The 12,493-nt window shown below is 65.5% G+C and carries 12 protein-coding genes; 9 read left to right on the top strand and 3 right to left on the bottom strand.

Features of this window, described 5'->3' with window-relative positions:
* The first annotated feature begins 228 nt into the window (after nt 1-228).
* Nucleotides 229-1,260, top strand: a complete 1,032-nt coding sequence (locus tag ACVINW_RS02020; RefSeq protein ID WP_456749753.1) for an alpha/beta fold hydrolase — start codon at nt 229-231, stop codon at nt 1,258-1,260.
* 14 nt (nt 1,261-1,274) lie between these two features.
* Complete coding sequence (locus ACVINW_RS02015) at nt 1,275-2,219, top strand: fatty acid desaturase (protein WP_456749752.1); 945 nt, start codon at nt 1,275-1,277, stop codon at nt 2,217-2,219.
* 4 nt (nt 2,220-2,223) lie between these two features.
* On the opposite strand, the gene ACVINW_RS02010 is transcribed toward ACVINW_RS02015, so the two are convergent.
* Nucleotides 2,224-2,835 carry a TetR/AcrR family transcriptional regulator gene (locus tag ACVINW_RS02010; protein WP_456749751.1) on the bottom strand — a complete coding sequence of 204 codons (612 nt, stop codon included), beginning with the start codon at nt 2,833-2,835 and terminating at the stop codon, nt 2,224-2,226.
* A 218-nt stretch (nt 2,836-3,053) separates the two neighbouring features.
* Here ACVINW_RS02010 and ACVINW_RS02005 point away from each other — a divergent pair, with 218 nt between their 5' ends.
* Genes ACVINW_RS02005 through ACVINW_RS01980 form a run of 6 tightly spaced genes read left to right on the top strand, consistent with a single transcriptional unit; the run spans nt 3,054 to nt 8,613 of the window.
* A complete protein-coding gene (locus ACVINW_RS02005; protein WP_456749750.1) occupies nt 3,054-3,983 on the top strand; it encodes a Gfo/Idh/MocA family protein in 930 nt (309 codons plus the stop codon).
* Between the two features lie 2 nt (nt 3,984-3,985).
* The gene (locus tag ACVINW_RS02000; RefSeq protein ID WP_456749749.1) at nt 3,986-5,056 is read left to right on the top strand and encodes an aldose epimerase family protein; all 1,071 of its coding nucleotides are present in this window, start codon (nt 3,986-3,988) and stop codon (nt 5,054-5,056) included.
* A gap of 35 nt (nt 5,057-5,091) precedes the next feature.
* Complete coding sequence (locus ACVINW_RS01995) at nt 5,092-5,970, top strand: SMP-30/gluconolactonase/LRE family protein (protein WP_456756274.1); 879 nt, start codon at nt 5,092-5,094, stop codon at nt 5,968-5,970.
* 60 nt (nt 5,971-6,030) lie between these two features.
* A complete protein-coding gene (locus ACVINW_RS01990) occupies nt 6,031-6,780 on the top strand; it encodes a TetR/AcrR family transcriptional regulator (protein WP_456749748.1) in 750 nt (249 codons plus the stop codon).
* Nucleotides 6,781-6,799: 19 nt separating this feature from the next.
* Entirely contained in the window at nt 6,800-7,669 is an 870-nt protein-coding gene (locus tag ACVINW_RS01985; RefSeq protein WP_456749747.1) for an ABC transporter substrate-binding protein, read from the top strand.
* A gap of 5 nt (nt 7,670-7,674) precedes the next feature.
* The gene (locus tag ACVINW_RS01980) at nt 7,675-8,613 is read left to right on the top strand and encodes a DUF1932 domain-containing protein (RefSeq protein ID WP_456756273.1); all 939 of its coding nucleotides are present in this window, start codon (nt 7,675-7,677) and stop codon (nt 8,611-8,613) included.
* Nucleotides 8,614-8,638: 25 nt separating this feature from the next.
* Here ACVINW_RS01980 and ACVINW_RS01975 read toward each other — a convergent pair whose 3' ends face one another.
* Complete coding sequence (locus ACVINW_RS01975) at nt 8,639-10,102, bottom strand: MmgE/PrpD family protein (RefSeq protein WP_456749746.1); 1,464 nt, start codon at nt 10,100-10,102, stop codon at nt 8,639-8,641.
* 344 nt (nt 10,103-10,446) lie between these two features.
* Here ACVINW_RS01975 and ACVINW_RS01970 point away from each other — a divergent pair, with 344 nt between their 5' ends.
* Nucleotides 10,447-11,229, top strand: coding sequence for an SDR family NAD(P)-dependent oxidoreductase (locus ACVINW_RS01970; RefSeq protein WP_456749745.1), 783 nt, complete (start codon nt 10,447-10,449; stop codon nt 11,227-11,229).
* A gap of 212 nt (nt 11,230-11,441) precedes the next feature.
* On the opposite strand, the gene ACVINW_RS01965 is transcribed toward ACVINW_RS01970, so the two are convergent.
* Nucleotides 11,442-12,254 (bottom strand): enoyl-CoA hydratase, encoded by an 813-nt coding sequence (locus tag ACVINW_RS01965; protein WP_456749744.1) that lies wholly within the window; start codon nt 12,252-12,254, stop codon nt 11,442-11,444.
* Nucleotides 12,255-12,493 lie beyond the last annotated feature (239 nt).

Below are 12,493 nucleotides of genomic sequence, written 5' to 3'. Positions count from 1 at the left end.
CCATACCGATTTTGAATGGATCGGCCCGGTGTCATTCCACCTTTGCCGCATTTGGATGCGCGCCATAGGCGTTCGCGGCCCATCCTTCGAGGCTTCGCTATGCGAAGCGGTCGGATCGCATAGCTCGCACCTCAGGATGACGCCTTGCCAGCGGCAGTCAATTAATGTACTTGTAGTACAGTTATTGAGGGCGCAGCGTCGCGCCGAGCTGACCGAGGTCGAATCTGCATGACCACGCCACGCGACTATGAGGTGTTCGAGGCAGGTTCAGTGACCTTGCAGGGCGGCGGCGTGTTTCCGCAACTTGCGCTCGCCTACAAGACCTATGGGACGCTGAACGCGGCCAAAGACAACGTCATCCTGTATCCGACATCGTTCTCCGCGCAGCATCATGACATCGAATGGCTGGTGCAGCCGGGTGGGGCGCTCGATCCCGCGCGCTACTTCATCGTCATCGCGAACCTGTTCGGCAACGGCCTGTCATCCTCGCCCTCGAATTCGGCCGAAGTGCTCGGCGGCGCGCCGTTTCCGGCTTTCACCTATCACGATGCCATTGCGATCCAGCGGCGGCTGCTGATCGAGCGATTTGGCGTGAGCAAGCTCGCGCTGGTCTACGGCTGGTCGATGGGCGGCATGCAGGCCTATCACTGGGCCGCGCGCTATCCCGACATGGTGGAACGTGCAGCCGTGGTCTGCGGCAGCGCAAGGTGCTCGCCGTACAACTATGTGTTCCTCGAAGCCGTGAAGGCCGCTTTGACCGCCGATCCCGCCTACCGGGACGGCCGCTTCGTCGGCAAGCCGACCGCGGGCCTTCGCGCGATGGGACGCGTCTATGCGGGGTGGGCGATGTCGCATGAATTCTATCGCGAGGAACTCTGGCGTGCGGCCGGCTTCAACTCATTGGAAGACTACCTCGCAGGATCATGGGATGGCGCGTTCGCGCGGCGCGATGCCAATGATCTGCTGGCGCAGGTCGCGATCTGGCAGGCCGGCGACATCAGCCGCTGCGATGAATTCGGCGGCGACTTCGACCGCGCGCTCGCCGCGATCAAGGCGCATGTGCTGCTGATGCCGGGGCGGACTGACCGCTATTTCGACCCGCGCGACAACGAGGCTGAGCTCGGCCGACTGGTCAATGCGCGCTCCGCGGCGCTGCACGCGATCCCCTCGATCCACGGCCACCGCGCCGGCAATCCGATCAACAACGCCGAAGACCGCGCCTTCATCAACGCCGAGATCTCGGCGCTGCTGCAACGCTGAGATGTGAGATCACCATGAGCACCGCAGAGACCAGTGATGCCGGACCCCGCCTGAAGCCGCTCAGCCCGCTGACGTTGCGCGACCTGTCGACCAAGTCGAACCTGGCCGGCGCGGTGCGCGCAGCAAGCCATTACGGGATGATCCTGAGCGTCGGCACGCTGATCTGGCTGGTCGCATCGCGCTATGGACTCGGATGGGCGCTGCCGCTGATTGCCATCCAGGGTTACTTCGTCGCGTTCCTGTTCATGGTGGTGCATGAGACCGCGCACAAGACCGCGTTCCGCAGTCCGGCGCTCAACCTTGTCGTCGGCAATCTTTCGGCCTTCATGATCGGATTGCCCTACCAGTATTACTGCCTGTTCCACTGGGACCATCACCGCTACACCCAGGATCCGGAGAAGGACCCGGAGCTGATCGTCGGTCCGAAGCCTGCGTCCGACACCCAGCTCGCGATCGCCTATTCGGGACTGCTGCAGGTGCTGGTCCGCATCCGCCTGATGTTTCGGCACGCGCTCACCGGAGAGGTGATCGTACCGTGGATTCCGCAGCACAAGCGCGCCGCGATCGTGAGGGAAGCAAGACTCTATCTCGCCGGCTATCTGCTGCTGCTCGCGGCATCGCTCGCGCTGCACAGCGCGATCCTGCTTTGGGTGTGGCTCGTGCCGCTGCTGGCCGGGCAGCTCATCCTGCGCCCCTATCTCTATGCCGAGCATACCGGCTGCGAGCGGACGCGCAGCGCGTTCGAGAACACGCGCACCACGATGACCGGCCGGATCATGAAATGGTTCGCCTGGAACATGCCGTACCATGTCGAGCATCACGCCTATCCGACGGTGCCGTTTCATGCGCTGCCAAAGCTGAATGCCATCGTCGATGGCCACATCGTCCATCGCGGGAGAAATTACCGCGCCGTGACGCGCGAGACCTGGGCCTGGTTCCGTCGTCAGCGCTCCGCCTGAGTGTTCAAGCGTCCGTGCGCGGACGCAGCACCAGGTTGACGAGGTTGCGGGCATAAGCCGACGAGAGCGGCTTGATGCCGAAGACATAGCGATAGAAGAGGCTGCCATAGATCGCGTCAAAGATGTCGCCGGGCACGCCAGGTGCGCCGATGCTGCCGTCGTTCTGGCCGGCGCTAATGATCTCGAGCATCTTGCTGCGGCGCAGGGCGAGATAGCGCCCGTAAAACAATTCTGCGGTGCCGGTCTTGGAAATGCATTCCGAGATCACCGCAAGCTGCACCCGTCCGAACTCGCCCTGCAATGCCTCGACATAGCTTGCGACATGGCGGCGGATCCGGGCCACCGGGTTACCCGTTGCAGGCAGCGGCACGGCGCGCGAGGCCTGGTCGAGGAAGGCATCGATCAGCAAGGCTTCGCGCGACGGCCACCATTTGTAGATCGTCATCTTCGAGACGTTGGAGTGTTTGGCGATCGCGTCGATGGTAGTGGCGGCAAGGCCGGTGGTCGCCATCAGCGTATAGGCGCTTTGCAGGATCGCGGCCGTGGTGGCGGCGGAGCGCGGCCGGCCGCGCCGCCCGGTTGCCGTGTCCTCCGTCTCTGCCTTGCCGCTCGCCATGGCCGGGATTTGCGTCCTGCGTCTTTGAATCAAAGTTTGGTGTGTCGAGCATAGCACGACATCGCAGCCGGTTTGAGAGCATTGCCGGTGCTTGAGCGAAGCGCCGGGCTTGCGCGCTTGCAACCAAAGTCAGATCATGCAGTTGATATTCGGCGCTGGCTTGTGATTCTTGCCTGGCAGTGTCGGCCGAACAGGTGGGCAGCAATGCGAGGACGGCCATGAGTGACCTGCTTCGCATTGCCATCGTGGGTTTCGGCGAGATCGCCGGCCGTCAGCACCTGCCTGCGATCGCGAAGACATCAGGTGCCGCATTGGTCGCGGTGGTCGATCCGGTCAAGACCCCGCCGGGCCTGCCGCATTTCCGCGATCTGCAGGAGTTGTTGCGCGACGGGCCCGAGATCGATGCGGTCGCGCTGTGCACGCCGCCACAGGTGCGTCATGCGCAGGCCACTACCGCGCTTGCCGCGGGCAAGCATGTGCTGCTGGAGAAGCCGCCGGGCGCGACGGTCGGCGAACTCGCGCCATTGATCGCGGCTGCGCATGAAGCGAACAGGACGTTGTTTGCGACATGGCATTCGCGCTACGCGCCCGCGGTCGGGCCGGCGCGGCAATTGCTCGCCGGCCGCGCGATCAGCAAGGTGAGCGTGGTCTGGAAGGAAGATGTCCGCGTCTGGCACCCCGGCCAGGCCTGGATCTTCGAAGCGGGCGGCTTCGGCGTGTTCGATCCCGGCATCAACGCGCTGTCGATCCTGACCGAGATCGTGCCGCATCAGGTCTTTGTCAGGAGCGCGGTGCTGGATTTTCCCGCCAATCGGGAGGCGCCGATTGCAGCGGAACTTGAACTCTCCGATCAGAACGGTTTGCCGATCCACGCCCAGTTCGATTTCCGCCAGACCGGCGTGCCGAGCTGGGATATCGTGTGCGAGACCGAGGCCGGGCCGGTGACGTTGTCGAAAGGCGGACGGCAGCTGCGCGACGGCGACCGGCTGGTGGTCGATGCCACGGGTGAGGAATATCCCGCGCTGTACCGCCGTTTCGTCGCGCTGACGTCGGACGGAAAATCCGACGTCGATCTCGCGCCCTTGCAGCTGGTCGCCGATAGCTTCATGCTGGGGCGACGGCGCTTCGTCGAGGCGTTCGAGGACTGAACATGACATCAGCCAACATTGCGCGCGCGCCCTTCGGCAAACTGCACGACGGCACGTTGGTCGAGCGCGTGACGCTGCGCGGCGAACACGGCTTCGAGGCCGCCATCCTCACCTTCGGCGCCACGCTGCAAGCGCTGCTTATGCCCGATCGCGACGGGCGTTGCGACGACATCGTGCTCGGCCACGACGAATTCGACGGCTATCTCGCGCAGCGCAAATTCTTCGGCGCGACCATCGGGCGCTATGCCAACCGGATCGCCGGCGGCCGCTTCGTGCTCGATGGGGAGGCGGTGAACCTCGAGGCCAACAACGGCCCCAACGCGCTGCATGGCGGGGCGCAGGGCTTTGATCGCAAGCTCTGGCGGATCGTCGAGCTCTCCGATGAACCGGGCCCGACATTGGTGCTGGAGCGCGAGAGCCCGGATGGCGAGGAGGGCTATCCGGGCAACCTGTCGACGCGGGTGACCTATCGCGTGCGCGCTCCGATGGAGCTTTCGGTCACCTACGAGGCGACGACCGACCGGCCGACTTGCGTCAACCTCACCAATCACAGCTTCTTCAATCTCGAGGGCGCGCGCTCGGGCGCGCAGATCCTCGATCATCGGCTGACCATCCCCTCAGACCATTTCCTCGCGGTCGATGCCACCGCGATCCCGCTACCGGAGCCGCCGCGCTCGGTCGACGGCACGCCGTTCGATTTCCGTAAGGCCACGGCAATCGGCGCCCGGATCAGGATGAATGACGAGCAGCTGCGGCTCGGGCGCGGCTATGACCACAATTTCTGCCTGGCGTCAGGCACCGGCCTGCGGCTGGCCGCGCGCCTCGAGGCGCCGCGCAGCGGCCGTGTGATGGAGCTGTTCACCGATCAGCCGGGATTGCAGTTCTATTCCGGCAACTTCCTCGACGGCTCGACCGCCGGCAAGGGTGACCGGCTGTACCGGCAATCCGATGCGCTGTGTCTCGAACCGCATGCCTGGCCGGACACGCCGAACCGGCCCGACTTTCCGTCGGCGCGGCTCGATTCCGGGCAAATCTATCGGCGCAGCATCGTCTATCGCTTTGCAACCGTGTGAGTGACGCCATGACCGATCGTGCCGCCGAACCGTTGATCGAAGACGTGCCTACATCCGTGCTGTCGGCCGAGCGCTGTCATCTCGGTGAAGGCCCGACCTATGATGCGTCAACCGACACGGCGTGGTGGTTTGACATCCGCGAGCGGCGCCTGTTCGAGCATCGTTTTGCCGACGGCGTCACCGTCATTCACGCGCTGCCGAACATGGCGAGCGCATTGGCGCGGATCGACGGCGAACGACAGCTGATGCTGACCGAAGATGGGCTTTATGTCCGGCAGGTCGCCGATGGCCGCCTCGAACTGTTCGCCGCGCTGGAGGCCGACAATCCGCTGACGCGCTCCAACGATGCCCGCGTGCATCCGTCCGGCACGTTCTGGCTCGGCACCATGGGGCGTCAGGCCGAGCCGGGTGCCGGCGCGATCTACGCGCTGCATCGCGGCCGCATCACGCGGCTTTATCCCGGGATCACGATCCCGAATGCGATCTGCTTCTCGCCCGCGGGCGATATCGGCTATTTCGCCGACACCGCGACCAACGTGCTGCACCGCGTGCCGCTCGATCCGTCAACCGGGCTGCCGACGGGCGAGCCAACCGAATTGATCAGGCATCGCGGTGTCGGCGGGCTCGACGGCGCGGTCGTCGATGCCGACGGGCTGATCTGGAACGCACGCTGGGGCGGCGGCTGCGTCGATATCTACGATCCGAGCGGCCGCCATTTGCGTTCGCTGAAAGTGCCGGCGAAGCAGTCGAGCTGCCCTTGCTTTGTCGGCCGCGATTTTTCACGCCTGCTGGTGACCTCGGCCTGGCAGGATATGGACGAGGCGCAGCGCGCGTCCGATCCGGGACACGGCCAAACCTTCTTGCTCGAGGCCGCGGCGCGCGGGCGTGCCGAGCCTGACGTCAAACTGTCCTGACGGAAGCGGGTGCGGGCCACCTTGTTGACGTGACCTGATGATTTGGACGATAGTACAAATATGGTCCGCAAGCCTGCCAAACCCGATAAGAAGGCCGACGTGAAGGCCGCCGCCAGCACCCGCAAGCCGAACATGCGCGAGGCGATCCTCGCCGCGGCGGAGGAGCTGTTCTCGACCTACGGCTTCAACGCCGTCTCGGTGCGCGACATCGCGCAGGCGGCCGGCGCCAATCCCGGCAGCGTCACCTATCACTTCAAGACCAAGGACGGCCTGCTGCTGGAAATCTATCGGCGGCATTGCGGCCCGATGAACCGGCGGCGCTCCGAGCTGCTGGCGGCGGCGCGGCGGGTGCGCGATGTGCAGGACCGGCTCGAGGCGATCGTACGCGCCTATGTGCTGCCGGCCTTCACCTCGGGCAGCGATCTCGCCGGCGGCGGCACGCGGTTCACGCGGCTGCGCGCCATCATGTCGGCCGAAGGCAACGAGGTGGTGCGCAAGATCATCGCGCAGACCTTCGACGACACCAGCCATGAATTCATCGACGCGATCCATGACAGTCTGCCGCATATTCCGCGCACCGACCTGGTCTGGCGTGGCCACTTCCTGCTCGGCGCGCTCTATTACACGCTGGTGACGCCGGAGCGCGTCTCGCGGCTGTCGCGCGGCAGCGCCGACGGCACCGATGCCGGCCATGCCATCGAGCAGCTGGTGCGCGCCACCGTCGCCGCACTGCAGGCCGCGCCGCTCGATCAAGCCGCGCCCGCGCCGCGCAAGGCCGCCAGCGCGAATCCAGGACGAGCGCTGACCTGACCCTGCGGAGTTCGTCTTCATGGAGAAACTTCGGCTGCGTACCGTGCTCGGCAATCACCCGCACATCCAGGCGGTGAAGAATGGTGAGCTGCGCTCGGAGCTGTTCGACCTCGATTTCATCGAGTTCACGCCGACCAATGCCGCATTCAAGCCGATGGTGCGCGAGCAGGCGTTCGACGTCTGCGAGATGGCGATCGTGACCTATCTGATGGCGCGCGCCCACGGCAAGCCGCTGGTGCTGCTGCCGGCGGCGATGGTCGGCCGCTTCCAGCACGGCCATGCACTTTGCCGCGCCGACCGCGGCGCGCTCACGCCTGCCGATCTCGAAGGCAAGCGGGTCGGCATCCGCTCGTTCACGACCACGACCGGCGCATGGATGCGCGGCATCCTCGCCAACGACCATGGCGTCAATCTCGACCGCATCAACTGGGTCACGTTCGAGGACCCGCACGTCGCCGAATATGTCGACAGCACCGAACGCGCGCCGCAGGGCAAAGCCATCCTCCAGATGTTGAAGGACGGCGAACTCGACGCCGTGCTGGGCGAGACCTCGAGCGACCCGGCGCTCAAGCCATTGTTCGCCGATCCGGCCGCAGCGGCGGCGCGGTGGTATGCACGGCATGGCGTCGTGCCGGTCAATCATCTGGTCGTGGTGACCGGGCGGCTTGCGACCTCGCGGCCCGATGTGGTGCGCAGCCTCTACGATCTCTTCAAGCGCGCCAAGGCCGAGGCCGGTCTGCCCGGTGCCCCGGACATGGTGCCGTTCGGCGTCGAGGCGAACCGCAAGCCGCTCGCATTGATGATCGACTATTGCGCCCAGCAGGCACTGATCCCCCGGCGCGTCGCGGTCGACGAGCTGTTCGACGACACAACACGGGACTTGAACTGATGACAATCTCCGGCGATCCGAGGCAATGGCAGATCGGCATGCTCGGCTATGGCGAGGTCGGCCGCATCCTGGCCGAAGACCTGCGCCGGCAAGGCGTCAAGGTCTCTGCCTACGACATCAAGCTCGACCGCGGGCAAGGCGCGCCGCTGCGCGCTGATGCGGCGGAGATCGGCGTCGCGCTTGCGCAATCCCATGCCGATCTCGCGGCGCGGGCCGATTTCATCATCTCGGCGGTGACGGCGAGCCAGGCGGTGCCGGTGGCGGAGGCCTGCGCGCCGGCGATTCGGAAGGGCGCCTGGTTTGTCGATTTCAACTCGGCCTCGCCCGGTGCCAAGCAGCGCGCGGCGGCCCAGATCGATGGCGCCGGTGGCCGCTATGTCGAGGGCGCGGTGATGACCTCGCTGCCGCCGTACCGGATCAAGGTGCCGCTGCTGCTCGGCGGCCAGGGTGCGCGGGAGCTCGCGCCGCTGCTGATCGCGCTCGGCTTCGCGGCGAAGGTCGCCAGTGACGAGCTCGGCGTGTCCTCGGCCGTGAAGATGTGTCGCAGCATCATGATCAAGGGGCTGGAGGCGATGGTGATCGAGTGCTTCACCACCGCGCGTGCCTATGGCGTCGAGGATGCGGTGCTCGCCTCGCTCAAGGAGACCTTTCCGGGCATCGACTGGGAGAAGCAGGGCGCCTATTTCTTCCAGCGGGTGATCGAGCACGGCCGCCGCCGCGCCGAGGAGGTCCGCGAGGTGGCGGAGACCGTGCGCGAGGCCCAACTCACGCCGTGGTCGGCATCTGGCACCGCCGAGCGGCAAGCCTGGGTCGCCGACCTCGCCGACGACGGCGTGTTCGGCATCAAGGGAACGCCGGACTTCGCCCGCAGTGCCGACTGGCGCACCGAAGCTGACCGGATTCTCTCGCGCGTCAATCCGGGATCACGCAAGGCAACGGCGTGATCGCCGGACGGCATTGCGCGGGACTTCAGGTCGAGACCGACAGCCTGGCGATCTCGGCCGCGTCGGGCAGGTTCTCGACATTCCAGCACGCGTCCATGACGCGTCGGGCCGCTGCCGCCGGAATGATGCCATCGGCGAGGTCGGCGAATTTGGTCTCGAGCTGCTTGTCGGTCATCGGAACCTCGACGCTGCCGATGGCATGTTCGATATAGCGGTGCAGCGTGCGCCCGTCCTTGAGCACGATGGTCATGTCGACCTGCGCCGGATCGATGCCCGGCGTGATCACCGGCATCACCTTCGACCGCAGCGCGACGACGGTCGGATCGGTCACCGCGCGGTCGCTGAACTGCTTCTCGCCGCCGGCGCCCTCGACCAGCGCGACGGCAACCGCGTGATAGATGCTGAACTTGCCTTCGAGACCTTCGCGCGGCGTCTTCTTGCCGGTCAATTCGAGCACCAGCGGATGTACCTTGAGATCGATGCGCTCGATCTGGTCGGCCGTCAGTTTGCTCTCGTTGCGCAGCTGGATCGCGGCGTCGATCGCCGGATGCATCACGATGCCGCAAGCAAACGGCTTGTAGGTGTTGAGCGCGGCTTCATAGCGCTTGCCGAGATCGCCGAGGATCTCGTTGTAGTCCTGCTTGGTGCTGATGGTGTTGGCCCAGCCGCGCTTGGCTTCGATCATGCTGTCTGAGGAGGTGAAATTCTTCTCGGCCAGCATCGCGGCGAAGATGCCGTTCGATGCGGCGCGGCCCGGATTGAAGCTCTTGTTCATCGAGCCGAAGGATTCGCGCAGGCCCACCGGCTGCGACGCGGCAAGGCCGAGCGCCCACACCATCTGCTGCTCGTTGAGGTTCAGCAGCTTGCCGACCGCAGCCGCCGAGCCGAACACGCCCGCGGTGCCGGTGATGTGCCAGCCGACGTCGTAATGGTTGGGATAGACGGCGTTGCCAATCCGGCATTCGGTCTCGACCCCCAGCACCAGCGCGTTGAGGAAGTCCTTGCCCGACACATGCTGCATCTCCGACAGCGCGAGGATGGCCGACGCCACCGGCCCGGCCGGATGGATGATGGTCTTCAAATGAGTGTCGTCGTAGTCGAAGATGTGGCTCGACACGCCGTTGAGAAAGGCGGCGTTCATGATGTCGAAACGCTCGCGCCGCCCGAACAGCGAGGCCTGCGCCGGGCCCGAGAACGGCGCCAGTGCGGAGACCGCGATGTCGACGGTCTGATGATGCGAGCCGCCGATCGCGACGCCGACCCAGTTCAGCAGCGTGCGGACGCCTTCCTTGCGGACATTGGCCGGCAAGTCGTCGTACTTTGCCGCGACGAGATAATGCGCGAGCTTGCGCGTCACGTCCTGCGCGGGCTTGGGCTCGGACTTGGTCGGCGCGGCCGGCGTCTGCGCGACTGCCGCGGTTGCCGCCGATGCGACGAAGGGGATGGTGGCCGCAGCCTGCAGCAACGATCGGCGGTCGGTGATCGACATGGTGGTCTCCCGGAGTAAGATGGGTATCGAAGCGGCTGTTTGAGCCGATCCTGGACCGACCGTAGCAGGCGATGTCGGTCGGGAGCAGGCGTGCAAGACGGCTGCCTGTTTCGCTCGTGCAGCCGCTTGACGAAGACGGCGGAGTCGTTTTTGACACCCGGTTTGGCGTGGCGCAAGCAGGCAATTGTTGCCGAATGCAATCGTGATATGACGGCCCTGGTCGCCGCTTGTCACGGTGAATCCGTCGCGTTCCCTGACGCTGCGGAATAGGCTATTGCTCGGACCGCATCTCGCGTCGCGCGGCTCTGACCGAACGCGCAAACCGAAATCCTGGAGACACGCCCATGAAAAATTCCGGCAAGGTCGTCGCCATCACCGGTGCATCGCGCGGCATCGGCAAGGCCTGCGCGGCGCGTTTCCTGTCCGATGGTGCCAGGGTCGTCATCTCCGATGTCGATGCTGCCGGGCTGGTCCACGCCGCCCAGGAACTCGGACATGAGGACCGGCTGCGGGCCGTCGAGGCCGATGTCAGCAAGCGCGCCGATGTCGATCGCATCGTCGCCCACGCGGTGAAGGAGTTCGGCCGGCTCGACGTCATGGTCAACAATGCCGGCGTCGCGCGCAACCGCGACTTCCTCGACATCAGCGAGGCCGAGTTCGACGATGTGATGGGGATCAACCTCAAGGGCGCGTTCTTCGGCGTCCAGGCCGCGGCGCGCCAGATGATCGCGCAGGGCGGTGGCGGCGTCGTGGTCAACATGTCCTCGGTCAACGCGCTGCTCGCGATCCCCTCGCTCGCGACCTATGCGATGTCCAAGGGCGCGATGAAGCAGCTCACGTCGGTCGCCGCGGTGGCGCTGGCGCCGCACGGCATCCGCGTCGTGGCGGTCGGGCCCGGCACGATCCTGACCGAGATGGTGGCAACGGCGATCTTCTCGTCGGAGGACGCGCGGCGCAGCGTGCTGTCGCGGACGCCTGCCGGCCGCTGCGGCGAGCCGAGCGAGGTCGCCTCCGTCGTGGCCTTCCTCGCCAGCGATGATGCCTCGTACATCACGGGACAAACCATCTATCCGGACGGCGGCCGGTTGATCCTCAACTACACGGTGCCGGTCACCGACAAGAAGTAGGGCGCTGCCAAAATATCGAGGAACAACCCCATGCAAAGGAGCCGCCGGTAGCCGGTTGCCGGCGTTCGATCAGGTTGAGCATCGTCTCCCTTCGTCATTCCGGGGCGTGCGAAGCACGAGCCCGAAATCCATCGCGCTGCATCAATTGTGGTGGAATGGATTCCGGGCTCTCGCTTCGCGAGCCCCGGAAGGACGAGCGGAAGAGGGCACCGTTACCGGCCCTCGAACTTCGGCTTGCGCTTTTCCATGAAGGCGTTGCGGCCTTCGCGGAAGTCGGCACTGTCCATGCAGTCGATGCCGATCTGCCTGATCGCGGCCATGTCGCGGTCGGCGGGATCCTTCAGCACCTGCGCGATGGTGATCTTGGCGGCCTTGATCGCCAGCGGGGCGTTGCCGGAAATGGTCCGCGCGATCTCCATGGTCGCATCCCACAGCTCGGCATCAGGCAGCACGCGGTCGACGAGGCCGATCCGCAGCGCTTCCGCGGAGTCGATCCGCATGCCGGTATACATGATCAGCCGCGCCCAGGACGGCCCGACCAGCGACACCAGATGGCGCAGCCCGTCATAGCCGTAGGCGATGCCGAGCTTGGCGGCGGGAATGCCGAACTGGCCGCTTGAGCCGGAGATGCGGATATCGGTCAGCATCGCGACCTGCATGCCGCCGCCGAGGCAGAAGCCGCGGATGCAGGCGATCGTCGGCTTCGGATAGTCGGCGAGCAAGGCGCGCTGGGCGGCGCTGCGCCGTGAATAGTCCTCGGAAGCCGCGGCATTGTGCCTGGTCTTCTCGAACTGACTGATATCGGCGCCCGATACGAACGCCTTGTCGCCGGCGCCGACCAGGATCACGACGCGGACGGCCGGATCATCGCGCAAGGCGATCAGCGCCTCGCCGAGCCCCTCCCACATCTCCAGCGACATCGCATTGCGCTTGTCCGGATTGTTGAAGGTGATGACGCCGACGCCGTCGACCACGCTTTGCAGGATCTTGCCGTCGGCAAGCGATCGATCTGAGGTGTTTGGCATGGAGGATCCGGTCCGATTTCAGTCAAGGCTAGCACCCGGTCCCGCGCCGGAGCAGGCGGTTTAGGGCACGGCGCGATTGCACCGGCGTGCGGCAATTCTTCCGGTAGTTGTACGGTTCGCAAAATAAACTGTCGAGAAAGGGTTGCGCCATAGAGTGCGCCACCCGCGTTGCGTGCCGGCTTAACGTTTTCCTAGCTTTTCGACGGTACGAATATACGCACCTGCGCGCAGGGATCACC

The organism is Bradyrhizobium sp. USDA 4461 (genome assembly GCF_054055655.1).
This window is presented reverse-complemented; position numbering and strand designations above follow the sequence as displayed.